The 16,900-nt window shown below is 35.5% G+C and carries 15 protein-coding genes; 2 read left to right on the top strand and 13 right to left on the bottom strand.

Features of this window, described 5'->3' with window-relative positions:
* Positions 1–3: 3 nt before the first annotated feature.
* From rlmN to rsgA, 8 genes are all read right to left on the bottom strand, one after another.
* Positions 4–1,047 (bottom strand): 23S rRNA (adenine(2503)-C(2))-methyltransferase RlmN, encoded by a 1,044-nt coding sequence (rlmN, locus tag AB9K26_RS04295; RefSeq protein ID WP_369971306.1) that lies wholly within the window; start codon positions 1,045–1,047, stop codon positions 4–6.
* Between the two features lie 93 nt (positions 1,048–1,140).
* Positions 1,141–2,190, bottom strand: a complete 1,050-nt coding sequence (gene queA, locus AB9K26_RS04290; RefSeq protein WP_369971305.1) for a tRNA preQ1(34) S-adenosylmethionine ribosyltransferase-isomerase QueA — start codon at positions 2,188–2,190, stop codon at positions 1,141–1,143.
* A 69-nt stretch (positions 2,191–2,259) separates the two neighbouring features.
* Positions 2,260–3,483 (bottom strand): 3-phosphoshikimate 1-carboxyvinyltransferase, encoded by a 1,224-nt coding sequence (locus tag AB9K26_RS04285; RefSeq protein ID WP_369971304.1) that lies wholly within the window; start codon positions 3,481–3,483, stop codon positions 2,260–2,262.
* A 48-nt stretch (positions 3,484–3,531) separates the two neighbouring features.
* Positions 3,532–3,858: a nucleotide pyrophosphohydrolase gene (locus tag AB9K26_RS04280; RefSeq protein WP_369971303.1), complete on the bottom strand. Its 327-nt coding sequence runs from the start codon at positions 3,856–3,858 to the stop codon at positions 3,532–3,534.
* Positions 3,859–5,877: a DUF3857 domain-containing protein gene (locus tag AB9K26_RS04275; protein ID WP_369971302.1), complete on the bottom strand. Its 2,019-nt coding sequence runs from the start codon at positions 5,875–5,877 to the stop codon at positions 3,859–3,861.
* Between the two features lie 3 nt (positions 5,878–5,880).
* Positions 5,881–7,791, bottom strand: a complete 1,911-nt coding sequence (locus AB9K26_RS04270) for a DUF3857 domain-containing protein (RefSeq protein WP_369971301.1) — start codon at positions 7,789–7,791, stop codon at positions 5,881–5,883.
* 119 nt (positions 7,792–7,910) lie between these two features.
* Positions 7,911–8,363: a D-aminoacyl-tRNA deacylase gene (gene dtd, locus AB9K26_RS04265; RefSeq protein WP_369971300.1), complete on the bottom strand. Its 453-nt coding sequence runs from the start codon at positions 8,361–8,363 to the stop codon at positions 7,911–7,913.
* Positions 8,364–8,366: 3 nt separating this feature from the next.
* Positions 8,367–9,317 carry a ribosome small subunit-dependent GTPase A gene (gene rsgA / locus AB9K26_RS04260; protein WP_369971299.1) on the bottom strand — a complete coding sequence of 317 codons (951 nt, stop codon included), beginning with the start codon at positions 9,315–9,317 and terminating at the stop codon, positions 8,367–8,369.
* Positions 9,318–9,475: 158 nt separating this feature from the next.
* Between rsgA and AB9K26_RS04255 the strand changes: the two genes are divergently transcribed.
* Positions 9,476–9,928, top strand: coding sequence for a hypothetical protein (locus AB9K26_RS04255; protein ID WP_369971298.1), 453 nt, complete (start codon positions 9,476–9,478; stop codon positions 9,926–9,928).
* A 65-nt stretch (positions 9,929–9,993) separates the two neighbouring features.
* Here the strand turns inward: AB9K26_RS04255 and AB9K26_RS04250 are convergent, their stop codons facing one another.
* From AB9K26_RS04250 to AB9K26_RS04230, 5 genes are all read right to left on the bottom strand, one after another.
* On the bottom strand, positions 9,994–11,637 hold the full coding sequence (locus tag AB9K26_RS04250) for a hypothetical protein (protein WP_369971297.1): 1,644 nt from the start codon (positions 11,635–11,637) through the stop codon (positions 9,994–9,996).
* 171 nt (positions 11,638–11,808) lie between these two features.
* Positions 11,809–12,891, bottom strand: coding sequence for a chorismate mutase (locus tag AB9K26_RS04245; protein ID WP_369971296.1), 1,083 nt, complete (start codon positions 12,889–12,891; stop codon positions 11,809–11,811).
* A gap of 9 nt (positions 12,892–12,900) precedes the next feature.
* Positions 12,901–13,752 (bottom strand): prephenate dehydrogenase, encoded by an 852-nt coding sequence (locus tag AB9K26_RS04240; RefSeq protein ID WP_369971295.1) that lies wholly within the window; start codon positions 13,750–13,752, stop codon positions 12,901–12,903.
* The gene (locus AB9K26_RS04235; protein ID WP_369971294.1) at positions 13,753–14,898 is read right to left on the bottom strand and encodes a pyridoxal phosphate-dependent aminotransferase; all 1,146 of its coding nucleotides are present in this window, start codon (positions 14,896–14,898) and stop codon (positions 13,753–13,755) included.
* The gene (locus AB9K26_RS04230; RefSeq protein WP_369971293.1) at positions 14,895–15,722 is read right to left on the bottom strand and encodes a prephenate dehydratase; all 828 of its coding nucleotides are present in this window, start codon (positions 15,720–15,722) and stop codon (positions 14,895–14,897) included. The genes AB9K26_RS04235 and AB9K26_RS04230 overlap by 4 nt, the downstream gene beginning before the upstream one ends.
* Positions 15,723–16,002: 280 nt before the next feature.
* On the opposite strand from AB9K26_RS04230, the gene gldA reads away from it, so the two are divergent.
* Positions 16,003–16,899, top strand: a complete 897-nt coding sequence (gene gldA / locus AB9K26_RS04225; RefSeq protein ID WP_369971539.1) for a gliding motility-associated ABC transporter ATP-binding subunit GldA — start codon at positions 16,003–16,005, stop codon at positions 16,897–16,899.
* Position 16,900: the final 1 nt, after the last annotated feature.

Below are 16,900 nucleotides of genomic sequence, written 5' to 3'. Positions count from 1 at the left end.
CTACTATGAAGACTTGTTAGCCAATTGTCCACAGGCTGCATCAATGTCCTTTCCTCGTGAACGTCTTACGGTTACCGTAATATGATTTTCTTCAAGCATCGACACATACATATCCAAGGCTTTTGAATCAGCTTGTTGAAAGGCACCATCGTCGATGGGATTATACTCAATGAGATTCACTTTACTTGGCGCAAACTTGCAGAAGTCAATCAAGGCTTGCACATCCTTTCTTTGATCATTAATGCCTTTCCAAACGACGTACTCGTAAGTTATACGGTTTTTAGTCTTAGCATACCAATATTCAAGAGCTTCCCTTAAATCCTTAAGAGGAAACGTAGCGTTAAATGGCATAATAGACGTTCGCACCTCATCTATGGCAGAATGCAAGGATACAGCTAATTTGAACTTGACGTTTTCATCGGCCATTTTTTTAATCATTTTAGGGACACCAGAAGTTGATACCACAATACGTTTTGGTGACATACCCAATCCTTCGGGAGAAGTAATCTTATCAATGGCCTTAAGAACATTATTATAGTTCATCAGTGGCTCACCCATACCCATGAATACAATATTAGTCAAAGGCCTATTGTAATACAGTTTACTCTCGCGATCAATTGCTACCACCTGATCGTATATTTCATCAGGATTTAAATTGCGCATACGTTTTAAACGAGCTGTGGCACAAAATTTACAGTCTAAACTACAACCTACCTGGCTAGACACACAAGCTGTTGTACGATTTTTAGCGGGAATTAAAACAGATTCAACAATTAAATTATCGTGAAGCCTTACTGCATTTTTAATGGTTCCATCACTACTTCGTTGTAATTGATCAACTTCAATATGATTAATCGTGAAATGATCTTCAAGCATTTTTCGGGTTTCAATGGAAATATTGGTCATGTCCTCAAAACTGTGAACACTTTTACTCCACAACCATTCATATACTTGATTCCCTCGAAAAGCTTTATCACCTTGCGCTATAAAAAAATCCCGTAGCTGTTCTTTGGATAAGGCACGTATGTCTTTTTTTTTCGTTTCCATTTGATGCAAAAGTAATTAAAGCAAACTCATTAACATAACCAAAAAAGCCTTATCAAAAATGACAAGGCTTTTCATTGATAATATTCTAAAAAATTATATGATCAACATTGAATCACCATAAGTATAAAAACGGTATTTTTCCTTTACAGCCACATCATAAGCTTCTTTTACAAAATCATGACCAGCAAAAGCTGAGACCATCATCAATAAGGTAGATTTTGGGGTGTGAAAATTAGTAATCATACTATTGGCGATACTGAATTCATAAGGTGGAAAAATAAACTTGTTCGTCCATCCCGAATACGGGTTCAATGTTCCACTTGAAGACACAGAACTTTCAATAGTTCTCATTGAAGTGGTTCCAACTGCACACACACGTCTTTTGTTTGCAATACCCTTGTTGATAATATCGGCTGCATCTGGAAGAATCTCAATTTCTTCACTATCCATTTTATGCTTAGACAAATCCTCAACCTCAACAGGATTGAAGGTTCCTAAACCTACATGTAGTGTTACTTCAGGAAGATGAACACCTTTTATTTCTAAACGCTTAAGCAAATGCTTTGAAAAGTGAAGACCAGCTGTTGGGGCTGCTACAGCACCTTCTTTTTTAGCAAAAATTGTTTGATAACGCTCTTCATCTTCTGGCTCAACATCACGTTTGATATACTTTGGAAGTGGTGTCTCACCCAATTCTGTTAATTTTCTTCTGAATTCTCTGTAAGACCCATCATATAAGAAACGTAATGTACGACCTCTAGAAGTTGTGTTGTCAATCACTTCAGCAACCAACATTTCATCATCACCAAAATAAAGCTTGTTTCCGATTCTGATTTTTCTTGCAGGATCTACCAAAACATCCCAAAGACGTTGCTCTTCATTTAACTCTCTCAGCAAAAACACTTCGATTCTAGCTCCAGTCTTTTCTTTGTTTCCGAATAAACGCGCCGGAAACACCTTTGTATTATTCAAAATCATGACATCGTCTTCCTCGAAATAATCAATAATGTCTTTAAATAGCTTATGCTCAATCGTTTGGTTTTTTCTATCTAAGACCATTAATCGCGACTCGTCTCTAATATCTGAAGGGTGTTCGGCTAATAATTCTTCTGGTAATTTAAAATTGAAGTGTGATAATTTCATTTGTACTTGTTTTTTTGAAGTTGCAAATATACAATCTCAAAGTAGGGGTTGTCAAGTAAATAGCGGTTTTTATTCTGAAAACGCAAATCCGAGGGCTTCTAAATCGTTCCAAAAACCAGGATAAGACTTGCTCACAACCTCGGCATCACATATCTGTAATGGCACTTTCAAGGCCAATGGTGCAAAAGCCATAGCCATTCTATGATCGTTGTAAGTTTCAATGGCAACGCTAGATGTAATGTCTTCTGCTTTTTTTAAATGAAGTGATTCTCCTGTTATGGAAAGTTGACCACCTAATTTTTCGATTTCAATTTTCAAAGCTTCCAATCGATCGGTTTCCTTAATTTTCAAGGTATGCAATCCTGTAATATGACATTCTATTCCTAAGGCAAAGCAAGTGATAGCAATTGTTTGGGCAATATCTGGAGCTCGATTTAAGTCGTAACTTTTTATTTTATGATTCTCACTATCCTTTTTCAAAATGAGCGTATGATCCTCATAAGTAGTAGAAACTCCGAAATCTTTATAAATAGCAATCAATACTGAATCACCTTGCAAGCTTTGAGGCTTGTATGATGACAGTTTTATGGTCGTGCCCAACGGACTTAAAGCCACGATACTAAAAAAATAAGATGCTGAAGACCAATCTGACTCTACAATTAGGGTTTCTTTAGTTGGATTTTCTATCAAGGGAAATACTGTAATCTTGTTATCTTCGAACTTAGTTTCCACACCAATACTATTTAACAATTGCAAGGTCATATTGATGTAGGGCAAAGAAGTTATGTGCCCTTTTAGGATCAACTGCAATCCGTTTTTAAGTTTTGGTGCTATGAGTAGTAAAGCTGAAATATATTGACTACTTACATTGGCATTTAAAGTCACTTGATCTTTTGTAAGTTCTTGTCCGTAAACTTTTAATGGAGGGCAACCTTCAGTTTCTAAATAGTCTATGTTTGCTCCAAGGCTTCTTAGCGCATCGACCAAAATTTCTATGGGACGCTCCTTCATTCTTGATGAACCAGTTAGTACGACATTCTTATCTTTTTGTGTTGCAAAATAAGCCGTAAGAAACCGCATGGCAGTTCCAGCGTGATGAATATCAATAACATTTTCTGAACTTTGTAAAGCTCTTTGCATTACTTTGGTATCGTCAGAATTGGAGAGGTTTTTAATGTTCAGGGTTGGAAATAAAGCCTGAAGTAACAATAACCTATTGGATTCACTTTTTGAACCTGTAATGGTTATATGGGAATTATTGACAACTGAGGATTTAAGAAGATGCACGTTCATTCTTAGGCTTTTATACCTCTAGCAGAAAAGAGGTGTTTAATTTTTTAACTACTTTAGTTTCTCGTTGTTATGATGCCTATCATGATCTCTCTTGGTCTTCTTATCCATTTTTTTATCAAAGGCTTTTTGAAGATCAATACCAGTTTGATTAGCCAAGCAAAGTACTACAAAAACGACATCGGCAAGCTCTTCTCCCAAGTCCTTGTCTTTATCACTTTCCTTTTCACTTTGTTCCCCATAACGACGAGCTATGATACGAGCTACTTCGCCTACTTCTTCAGTAAGTTGTGCCATATTGGTAAGTTCATTGAAATAACGAACACCATGGGTTTTTATCCATTGATCAACATCGAGTTGTGCGTGTTTTAAATCCATTTAAACCTTTTTGAGAACAACCTGTTCATTCTGTTTTTCAATCATTAACTGAAAAAACTCTTTGAATTGTTCATATTCCTCCGGTAAAATTAAAGTTTTATTAAGGTCAAACGAAATAATGAACTGAATAAAATTTCCATTGGCTTTAGCGAAGTAAGTAAATTCCCCATCGGTTCCATTAAATTGGTATTTAATGCTTTCAGGAAGAGATTCTATTGCATAGCCTTCAGGAAGCATGACATTGATTCTGTAGGAATCAGAAATCGGGTAAACGAAATCAATTGGATAAACCCTTGTGTCTGCTTTAAAAGGATTCTCTTCTGATGTTAAAAACAACATTGGTTTCACATACAAATTGCCACCAATATCCTCCATAGCATTATCTAAAACGTAGGAATACGATTCATTTACTGGTTCATTCAAATCATATAAATGCTCAACTTCCAGTTCCGAAATTTCAATTTCACCATTACCACTTGCGATACTTTCCGCTATTTGATCATCTCCCATATTGTTGAAACGATTACGAATGTTTTTAGCTTGATAATTCGTGTATTGATGACGAGCTTTACCTGACGCTGAAAGGTCTTCATTTAGTTTCACATTCAAGGATACTGACTCCTTAGAAGACATGCTTGGAACGAGGTTAATCCAACCCGAACTTCCATCTTCTCTAATCATTCTTCCCATCCAGTTTAAAGTATTGACAGGCATTATATTTGCCGTACAGAACTTTCTTGAAGCATCGAGAAGTACAATGCCTCCATCAAAACTTACTGCCGACACCACATAATTGAAACCGTTTCGAGTTGGCACTAAAGGAATACCATTGTTTTTAGTACTGATCAAAACTGGGTTAGCATCTAATCCCACGTAACGCAACATTGAGGTTAACATTAAGTTGATGTCGCCAATGTTACCTACACCTTCCTTATAAGCTTTGGTAACTCCTTGATCTGTAAAGTAACCATAGTAATCATTCCATTTTACTTTAGATTTAACAAAATTGTAAACCAATCCCGCTTTTTGAATCGGATCGTTTGTTTGTGCTGAAGACAACAAAGCATCAATATCATCCTTATAATATCTGTCTTTTCGTAATTGCTCACCAAACTCTTGACTGTTATAAATTGTTTTGGTTACTTTTTCCCATGAAGTTGAAAGGTTCTTAAGTTGCTCTCCTGGAAAATCAATCTGAACGAGCTCCATGATAATCTTAGCTTGATAATTTCTTAAGTTATCTACATAACTCTCATTTTTCAATGGAGGTATATTATCAAGATCAGCTGAAATGATATTTGTTTCCAGATCAATTGACTCTGTCGTAAATTGTGTCATATTACTGTTACTTCTTCCTGAAGATTTTGTCTGATATCTGATTTGATCTCTTCCTTTTATTTCCTGAAATGGCGGTACATAGCTTGCTTTTGGGTTTAAAACTCTAGAATACTTATAGTACTCTGGAGTTATTATCTTTAGCTCCATACGCTTAATAGGAATCATTTGCTGGATTTCTACATCATCAATAGCTGAAAAGACGGATTGGATGGTGTATTCAAACTCAATAACACAGCCTTCCTTTACGTTAGGCATTGTAAACTTATATCGCTTATTGTATCGGCTAGTCTCTTCTTCAAAAATACCATCTTTATCGAGCTTTTCCTTTACTATTTTTCCTCCTTCAAGATTGTATGTATACGCCTTTAATGACAATACTTCTTCTGAATCTGAACTACGCTCACCTTGATAAAGATTGAATATTCGAGTGGCATAATCAAAGCCTTCTTTAGTGTAGATCTTAATACGCTCATGCACGTCTTTATTCTGTACAAAACCTCTACTTTGCTGATAATCAAAACTCACCTTAATATTTTTATACAATATAGCTGCACTTGCTTCTGGATACTCTGGATGCGTTTTTTCTTGAATTTCCTCCTCACTTACTTTACCAAATCTATAATTCTGGCTGATTGATATTTGTGATACCAACAAGATGATGATACATAGGATTTTTTTCATGTATTAGGTTTTAGGTTTTACAACAATTTTAGATTTATCGTGTTTTACAACATTAAGCCAAAATTCCCTGAAGTCTTTATATTCTTCTTTAGCATACTGGCCTTTATGTATCACAAATTCACGCTTGTATTCAAGCTTATTATCAGCTATTTTGGTTACGGAAGCTTTATACGTTCCAAATTTATTTTCTATGGAAATGGCATCCATAAGAGCCTCCACTGTAAAGTTTTCTGGGATTTCGATGGTATAACTGTCGGTATCTGAAAAACCCCTTTCAATTTCAAATGGCAAGGTTCTTTTTGAATAACGTTTAGGAGCAGATTCAATTCTATTGAACGCATTTGGCTGAAGCAAGAGTCGATTCCCTGCTTTTGCTGCATAGCGAGTAGCAGATAACTTTAAGGACTCAGTAAAAACGATACTATCCTTATCGTTTTCAAAATCTATTTCCTGAATATTAAGGGCGTTGATATAACTCCAATAATTCTTGAAGGAAAGCTCACAGTCTTTACTAGTCAGAAGTTCCTTTTCACTATGACGTCCATACTGAGTACCATAAGATTTTGAAACGACTTTGGCCTCAAAACTCCCGTTTTCATCAAAAACAATTTCAGCTTTTGTATCCAATAAATTTTCGTCGGTTTTATAGGCTTTAGTATGGACAATTTTACCACCTTCAGGTGAAATTACAAAAACGTCCCTATCATCTGTAAAATTTGCCGTAAATCCGAAAGGAGTTGTTTGACTAGTGCACTCTAGCCAGTAATCAGTTCCTTCATATGGCAGATATAGGATGACATGGTTTGTTTGCCCAATAAAAGTCACAAAATCTTCATTAACATTAACCAACTCATCAGAGCCATAAACTCTGGTATAGTAAGATTCAACACCAACAATGTCTAGTAATGCTTTGGTATAATTGGAAAGCCCTTTACAATCTCCATACTTAACCTTATCTACCATAGAAGCTTCAATAGGTTGTATTCCTCCAATTCCTTCTTGGACACTAACATATCTGGTGTTTTCTTGAACATAATTATAAACTATTTCAGCCTTTTCAATGGGATCTTCAATACCTTCAACAAGACCTAAAATAATAGCTTTTGTAGATTCAGACACAAGGTCTCTATCTTGTAGCAATTCATCATACATCCATTTACCCATACTTTCCCAATCTCTGGTATGACCATTGTAACCTTCATAAGAAAACTCTAATAAAGCCACTTCTAATTTGGGTGCAAAAACATCAAATGACGGACTGTAAGACTCATATCGTAAAGCTTTTAGATTTTTTGCTTTATAATTCGTGTCATCAATCTTTTCAATATTGTAATGTTCCAAATTTGTAGCTTTAACCTTAAGCTCTATACCTGTATTATTTTGAATTCTATAGGATGCGCTTTGTGTACTTGTATAAAAACCTTCGATTGGTGTCCAAGAATGAATAAACGCAGTGGACCTATACTCGACTTCAACCTCAAAAACAACCGTATAAGGATATGAAATAGGTGTGTAATCTAAATACTTTACACGACTATCAGAATACAAAGTTCCACCACTAACTGCAGATTGATCAATAAAATCACGTTCTTTTATCTTTTTGATCTCTTCTCCAAACTTATCATAAATTGTAGCTTCAAGCTTTTTGATTTTTGTGCTTTCATCATAGTTTGCATAGGCTCTATGCTTATTATTGGCTGAAGAATTCAGGATGGTTACAATTCTTTTCTTGGTCATAACCATTCTATCTATGGAGAGAATTTCAATATTGGTATTTTCCATTCTCACAACAGCATTGGCATTTTCAGTGAGTTCAAGTGAAATCAAAAAAGACTGAAGTAATTCTTTTTCTTGTGAATAGTCAAATGTCGGTATAAGCAAAAGCAGAAAAAGCAACCACGACGTTCTAATCATATTTATTGACTTAGTGAGTTTACTAAAGTAAAAATAAATGCTTGACTAGAAAATTTTTAGATTATATTCTACTCCATTTAATCTAAATTTAATCTTAGAAGAGTGACAAAAAAATGGGGTTAGATTTTATTTTTGGTGTCAATAATAATGGTAACAGGACCATCATTACACAGCTCAACTTTCATATCAGCTCCAAATTCACCTGTCTGAACTTTTTTGGAAAGCTTAGCTTCTAGTTCATCTACAAATGCCTCATACAAAGGAATAGCAATATCAGGCTTTGCGGCTTTAATATAACTTGGACGATTCCCTTTTTTGGTACTTGCATGCAACGTAAATTGGCTAACAACTATGGCATCACCATCTATATCTAAAAGGGATTTATTCATCACTTGAGCTTCATCAGAAAAAATACGAAGATTGGCTATTTTGTTTACTAACCATTGAATGTCCTCAAATGCATCCTCATCTTCTATCCCGAGCAATACCAACATCCCATTTCCAATGGAAGCGACTTTATTGGTTGCTATTGTCACACTAGCGCTGGTTACCCTTTGGATTACTACCTTCATTTATTATTGTTCATCGTAGTTATCAGTTCGATAATGTTCATCTTCTCCCTCTAAAATCTGAAGGTAACTTCGATATCTTGAAAAGGACACCTCATTATTGTCTAATGCTTCCTTAACAGCACATTTGGGTTCTTCAAGATGCAAACAGTTATTAAACTTACAGTGTTGTTTCAGCTCGAAAAACTCTGGAAAATAATCACCTACTTCTTCCTTATCCATATCCACAACACCAAAACCTTTGATTCCAGGCGTATCAATTATTTTGGCTCCAAAACTCAAATCGAACATTTCCGCAAATGTGGTGGTATGCTGACCTTGTTGGTGTTGTACTGAAATGGATTTGGTTTTAAGATCCAGTTCTGGCTCAATGGTATTGATCAAGGTTGATTTCCCGACACCCGAATGCCCTGAAAACATGCTTACTTTATCAGTCATTAAGGACTTTATCTTATCGACATTTTGACCTGTTAGTGCAGACACCTCAATACATTCATAACCTATCTTTCTGTATGTATGCGCTAAAAATTTGAGCTCGTCCATAGCCTCTTGGTCGTATGAATCTACTTTATTGAAAACCAAAATGGTTGTTATAGAATAAGCTTCCGCAGTGACTAAAAAGCGATCAATAAAACTAGTAAAGGTTTGCGGGTTGTTTATGGTAATTAATAAAAACACCTGATCAACATTGGAAGCGATAATATGGGTTTGCTTCGATAAGTTTACAGATTTACGAACGATATAATTTTTCCGGTCATGAATAAAATTGATAACTCCCGTAGTATCATCGTTGTGGGTTTCCAATTCAAAATCGACGACATCACCAACAGCAATTGGATTGGTGCTTTTGATTCCTTTAATTCGGAATTTACCCTTTATTCGGCATTGGTATAAAGCCCCTAAATCGGTCTTTACGGTGTACCAGCTTCCAGTAGATTTGTAAACAGTTCCAGTCATTCAGTTAAATATCGAGCAAATTAAGGAATTTTCTAAACACAACATCTCTATTTTCGTATTCTATTATTCGCTATTCCATTTTGGTACTAAGAATAATATTTTTATAGTTCACTCATAACCAGTATCTTGTTTTTTTAATCTTCAAAAATCTCAAAAACATGAAAAAATTAGCGTTGTTAAGTGCTATTGCACTTTTATCATTTTCAGATGTGTTAGCCCAAGTTGAATACAAAATCATTACCAGTGTCGAGTCTATTGTACCAAACGGATTAGGTCGCTCAAGAATAGTTTCAGCTACGGAAGAACGTGATTACAAGGAATTCACTTCTGAACAAACTGAAGAGGATAACACAAGAAACAAATCAAAACGGAAAGACATCAGAGTCAAGAATTTTGAGGAAACCAAATTGTTGAATTTCTATAATTTAGGTGGAATCCGTTTTCAAAATATCGCTGCAAATGATGCCGTTATTACCTCTAAAATAAATGCCATGATTGAGGAAGGTTGGGAATTGGCTTTTGTAACCAGTGCTGTTGAAAGTGAAGGCGGTAAAGGTGATGGCAACGGAATTTTTATTACACGTTATATATTCAAACGCAACAAACAATAATTCCAAAAAAACAAAAAGACCATCAAATGATGGTCTTTTTTATTCGATAAGAAACCCTATCTATCTTAGTTTACAGACATACGTCCTAGTTTATCTTGAGATTTTCTAGAAGAATAAATAATATATTCTTTATCTGTTTTTCTAAAAAACACTCTTGGCCTTAACACCAGTTGTTGCTTTTGTACATCTTCTTGATCTAAACGAGTAATTTCACCGTTATCATCAAAAGTCATAGCTGTTGGAACTGCCTTGTTATAATTTCCTAACCACTTAATTTCTTCAATATCTGTAACACCATAGTTTTTGGTGTTATCATTAAAAATAACCGTCAATTTACCGTTTTCGTAAACAGGCATAGCACTTAAGTACTCTGGTCCTTTTCCTAAAACCGCAACAGGGACACTAACTCCAGCACTTACTGTAAAATTCGAGTTTCCAGAAAATGCAGCAAAACCAATAGACATCGTTGTATAGGCTGCTTTCTGCTTTTTAGGGATGACATTAGACCAACCTACAGTTCCATCAGGATTGATAGACGTCACAATAATTTCATTGTTAATGTGTGTCACAGGCGTAAACGCTAATGGACCAATTCCAGAAGAACGACCAACGACAATTTGTTGGTATTCAGACAACAATATGAGTCCACCATCACTTTTCTGAACCAAACTATGGGTTACATAAAGTGGTTTTACATCCTTTCCTTTTTTAGCTCTTCTTTCACCAATAAGCTTCACTTTGGTTTCGTAATCAAATTCATTGAACTTCAATTGCTCAACGCTATTTGAATTCACATCTACAACAGAAGCATAAACGCCTTTAAGCTCTTTATTGGCTTTTCCGCTCTTCCTTACACTAGAATAAAATCCAACCAAACGCACTCTACCATCATCACCAGCAAGCATTTCGCAATTGATGATTTCCTTATCGGTAAAAGCGATATCTGTCACTTCCTTTTGGTAACCATTAGCAGCTTTGAAAGCATGTAATTGAAATTTCTCATGATTGGTTTTAGTCTTTTTGTCTCTAAAACTCTCATTGATTACTATAAAAAAGTCATCATTAAAATTCACATCAAAATCTGCAATGTCAAACTCGAGATCTCTTCTATCGTTAAAAGGGACTTTTTCTAAGTATTCAGCCATAATATCCAAATTGTTATTGACCAATTTGATTTCATATTGAATGACTTCCTCTTTATCAAATAATGCTGCGTGAAGAATTAAAAGTCGGTCAAGATTTGGTGACTCCTTGATATAAAAAGCACCTCTTTCACGATTTTTAGTCACTTTTGTAGAAAATAATTTTTTAGCGTTGTCTGTAAGCTTTCCATCTTCAGAAATCTCTACAGCTAAAAGATTTGCCACTTTTTCCTTTTTGTCATAAACACTCCCTAGAATATAAATACGACCATCAATTACAGCAATTTCCTCGAATTCAGGTTCTTTATCTTTAAAATCCTTCATTTCGATTTCATTGGTTGAAATCAAGGACATGTCTTCTGAGTTAAAGACTTTAATGTAAAAATTATCCTTTTTTGAAGCTAAAGTGTAGATTTTTCCATTGGCTTCACCAGCAATTCTAACGATTTTTTCTTTGTCTGCTTCAATTTCTTGACCGTGGGTAATCGTTATTGGCCCAATAGTTTGTGAATTGACCATCCATGACAGACTTAGCATCATGGATAGACACATTAATTTTTTAATCATAAGTATTAATCTTGTTGTTGTTAGTGAAAGTATTTTCTTTCAGAAACAAAAATAGAATTTTAATTAAGTTATCAAATTAAAATTTGATTAATATTATAAAATCATGCAGCGAACAAATATTTGACACTCTGAAACTTAAGCAAAAAGCCTCGATTTCTCGAGGCTTTTTTATTAGTGATTGATAATCTTTTCTTGATGGTTTATCGATTCTTGGTGAATGGCTTTAAACAGTCGTAAGATAAATTCCTCACTCAAACCTTTCTCATCACCTTCAAGAACCATTTTGCCTAAAATTTCATTCCAGCGCTTGCTTTGCAACACAGCTACATTCTTTTTCTTTTTTAATTGACCAATATTATCGGCTACTTTCATACGTTTTCCTAGCAATTCAATCAACTGGTGGTCTACCACATCAATTTGAGCTCTTAAATTATTCAGTTCATTATTGTAATCGGCTTCGGGATCGGTTTCCTTACGGATTCTCAAATCTTTCATGATTTGAACCAAAGTTTGTGGCGTTACCTGTTGCGCAGCATCACTCCATGCATTGTTTGGATCGGTATGCGTTTCAATCATCAATCCGTCAAAATTTAAATCTAAAGCCGTTTGCGACACATCAAAAATCATATCACGCTTTCCAGTAATGTGTGAAGGATCATTGATTAAAGGCAAATCTGGAAATCTAGTTTGAAGCTCAATAGCAATCTGCCATTCTGGATTGTTTCGATATTTTGATTTCTCATAGGTTGAAAACCCTCTATGAATCACGCCCAACTTTTTGATATTGGCAGAACTCAATCGCTCAATAGCGCCTAACCATAAGGGCAAGTCAGGATTGACCGGATTTTTTACCAAAACAATTTTATCTGTTCCTTTCAAGGCATCAGCTATTTCCTGAACTATAAAAGGACTTACGGTGGAGCGTGCGCCAATCCATAGCAAATCAACATCGTGCTGCAAGGCCAACTCTACATGTGTACGATTAGCAACTTCGGTAGCTGTTTTCAATCCAGTTTCCTCCTTTACGCGCTGCAGCCATTTTAGACCTAAAGCGCCAACACCTTCAAAATTTCCAGGACGCGTTCTTGGTTTCCAAATGCCTGCTCTGTAATAATTAACATCTGTATCTTTTAGTTCATGAGCTATAGCCATGACTTGATTTTCTGTTTCCGCACTACATGGTCCAGCGATTACCAACGGATGATTTAAATTTAAATCATCTAACCATGCTCTCATTTCTTTTTTATTTTCCATAGTTATTTTTTAAGCAATTCCTTTTAATATCTCTTTTATATGATTTGTATTCTCCATGTCATTGTAAATCTCATCAAAATCATCACTTTCCATAAGTTGCTTGAAGTGTTTCAGATTTTGAATGTACTCATCAAGTGTTTCAATGACATTTGCTTTATTTTGTTTAAAAATGGGTGTCCACATGGCTGGTGAACTCTTTGCCAATCGAACCGTACTTTCAAAACCACTACCAGCCATATCAAAAATATCACGCTCATTCTTCTCTTTTTCGATGACTGTTTTTCCCAACATAAATGAACTGATATGTGATAAATGCGATACATAAGCAATATGTTTGTCGTGTGCTTCAGGATTCATATAGCGAATACGCATCCCTAAATCTGAAAAGAGCTGCAAAGCTTCCTCCTGAAGCTTGAAAGCTGTTTTTTCAACCTCGCATATAATATTTGTTTTATTCTGAAACAAGTTATGAATAGCTGCTTTCGGACCCGAAAATTCAGTTCCAGCAATAGGATGGGTTGCCAAAAAGTTACGACGTTTGTCGTGATTACTTACCACATTACAAATAGGTAATTTAGTGGAGCCAACATCAATCACAAGAGTTTCATCTGAAATAGCATCCAAAACTTTAGGCAACTCCACAAGGGCTTTATCAACAGGAATTGCAAGTATGACCAAATCAGCTTTATCCAAATCGGAGTGTTCAGCTGTGGCATCAATAATACCAAGTGATAAAGCTTCTTCCAAATGCGATGCATTGCTATCGATTCCGAAAACTTGTATTTGTGTATTGCTGCTTTTCAAATCCATAGCTAGACTTCCACCAATCAAACCAACTCCTATGATGTAAACGTTTTTCATTTATGATAATCTTTTCAGGGCTTCTTCCAATGCATCTTGAGAGGCACAAAGCGAAATTCTTATATAACGATCTCCATTACTACCAAAAATAGTTCCTGGTGCAATGAAGACTGATTTTTCCTTTAGTATCACATCAACATAATCCTCAGCATTCAAATAATCTGGAAGTTTACACCAAACGAACAATCCAGCGGCAGTGGAATCGTAAGTGCAATTAAGTGCTTCAGCAATTTTCCAGACCACTTCGCGACGTTGTTCGTAAACACTATTCAAGCTCATAAACCACATATCGGAACAATTCAAAGCTTCAATAGCGCCTTTTTGGATTCCCAAAAACATTCCTGAATCCATATTACTTTTCACACGCAAAACCGCTTGGATATACTCTGGTTTGCCCATGAGCATACCAACACGCCATCCAGCCATATTAAAGGTTTTACTCAAGGAGTTCAGTTCCATACAAACTTCTTTGGCATCTCTATATTTGAGAATACTTCTCGGATAGCGGTTCAATATAAAACTGTAGGGATTGTCGTTTACAATCAAAATTTGATGGCGCTTAGCAAAAGTGATCAAATCTTCAAACAACTTATTGGTCGCTTGAGCTCCTGTTGGCATGTGTGGATAATTTACCCACATCAACTTCACCTTTTCCACTCCTTGTTTCTCCAATTCCAACAAATCAGGAAACCATTGATTCTCTTCCTTTAAATCATAAAACCTCGGTTGAGCACCTACCAATTTAGTTACCGATTCATACGAAGGATAACCTGGGTTTGGTATCAACACCTCATCTCCTGGATTCAAAAATGCCAATGACACATGCATGATACCTTCTTTACTTCCCAACAATGGCAATACTTCCGACAACGGACTTAAAGGCACATTAAAGTGTCGCTTATAGAAATCGGTTATGGCTTCCCTTAGCTCTGGGATGCCTTGGTAACTTTGGTACTTATGGGCGCCATCTTCGTTAAAGGTTTCAACCAAAGCATTTAAAACACGTTCTGGCGGACTCAGATCTGGACTCCCAATTCCAAGATTGATTATAGGTTTCCCTTGGGACTCCAATAGTCTTACTTCTCTCAATTTTTTTGAGAAGTAATATTCTTCAACGTTTTGTAATCGGTTAGCTAAGGGTATCATTGCTTTGCGTTTTTATATTCTCCAAGAACCTTAAAATCCTGAGCCATAATCTCCATTATGGACTTCGCCTTTGCATAATCACTATAGGTTTCAAAAGTGATATCAACAAAGAACGCGTATTTCCAAGGTGTTTCAATCTTTGGAAGCGATTGTATCTTGGTTAAATTTAACTTACAATCGCTTAACACATTTAAAATAGTCGCTAAACTTCCTCTTTTATGGTCTAATTCAAACTTTATGGAAGCTTTATTGATGTCTTCTGTTGGAATTTCAGAATTTTTCGACTTCACAATAAAAAATCGTGTCTCATTGTGTTTGATGGTTTGAATGCTTTCTGCTATAATGTCCAATTCAAAAAGTTCAGAGGCCAATTTGGATGCAATTGCGGCAATATTCTTAATATTTTCTTTATGTATTCGAGCGGCAACTTCAGCTGTATCACGATCTTCCACCAATTTAATATGCGGATGGTTTTTCAAAAAGGCCTTACATTGTAATAAAGCCATAGGATGCGAATGTACTTCCTTAATATCTTCAATACGCTGATTTGGGAGAGCCATCAAGTGGTGCTGAATATCTAAATAGTGCTCACCTACAATATGTAAACCTTGGCTATCAATCAAGGCATAATTAGGTAAAATTGAACCTGCAATGGAATTTTCAATAGCCATAATAGCAGCATCGCTTTTTTTATCAAGTACGCTATCAACAACCTCATCAAAGGTTAAAAACTCATTGACATTGATATTTGCATCAAAGTACTGTTGGGACACAATATGATGAAACGATCCTTTTACTCCTTGTATGGCTACTGAATTAATCATAAAAAAAGTCCCGATTTGCATCGAGACTCATATTAAATTTATAGGTTATAAATTATACATACAACGTCTCTTTCTTTTCGCTAAAAAAGAAATAAAACCAGCTATAATATGTATAATTGAATGTTTTCATAATCAACTGAATTGCTAATGTAATTATTATTTTGAGAAATTAAAATTGTAGCCCAACATTTTTGGTTTGATATGATAAATTTTAAAGATTTCATAATTTAAATTAGTCCGTTGCTTATAATTGTTATTTTTGGATAAACAAATCGATAGTATGTCAATTGCGGTTGAAAACATTACAAAACTTTACGGTGAGCAAAAGGCTTTGAACAGTATTTCCTTTTCTGTAAAGAAAGGAGAGATTGTTGGGTTTCTTGGACCTAATGGCGCAGGGAAGTCAACGCTTATGAAAATCTTAACCACTTATATTCCAGCTACGGAAGGAATTGCCAAGGTTAATGATTTTGATGTCATCACCAATAAGACCGATGTACAAAAAAGTGTTGGTTACCTTCCAGAGCACAATCCGTTATACCTTGACATGTTCGTAAAGGAATATCTCAGTTTTAATGCCAACGTTTATAACATTAAAAAACAGCGTGTCTCAGAAGTCATTGAGCAAACAGGTTTAACGCCTGAAGCCCATAAAAAAATAGGGCAGCTTTCAAAAGGCTATCGCCAACGTGTTGGGTTAGCTAATGCTTTATTACACGAACCTGATGTATTGATTCTGGATGAACCGACTACTGGATTAGATCCCAATCAGTTGGTAGATATTAGACGATTGATCCAATCTATTGGCAAAGACAAAACGGTCTTTCTTTCGACTCACATCATGCAAGAAGTTGAGGCCATTTGCGATCGGGTTATTATTATCAATAAAGGTGAAATTGTTGCCGATAAAGCCCTCAAGGATTTACGTGATGGAAAAGAACAAACCGTTATCGTGGAATTTGACTATCGTGTTGAAGATGAATTTTTACTCAAGCTTCCAAACGCTATTTCGGTTAATAACACACATGATTTTGTATATGAAATAACCTTTGGAACTTCTCAAGATATGCGATCACACGTGTTTGATTTTGCCCATGACAACCAATTGAAAATCCTTCAACTGAACCAAAAAAATGAGAGTTTGGAAAACCTCTTTAGAGCTTTGACTTCAGAATAGC

Origin of the sequence: Psychroserpens sp. XS_ASV72, assembly GCF_041224425.1 — a bacterium.
In the GTDB taxonomy this organism is placed as follows: Bacteria; Bacteroidota; Bacteroidia; order Flavobacteriales; family Flavobacteriaceae; genus Psychroserpens.
The sequence above is the reverse complement of the archived record's forward strand: the minus strand, read 5'-3'. Positions and strand labels throughout refer to the sequence as shown.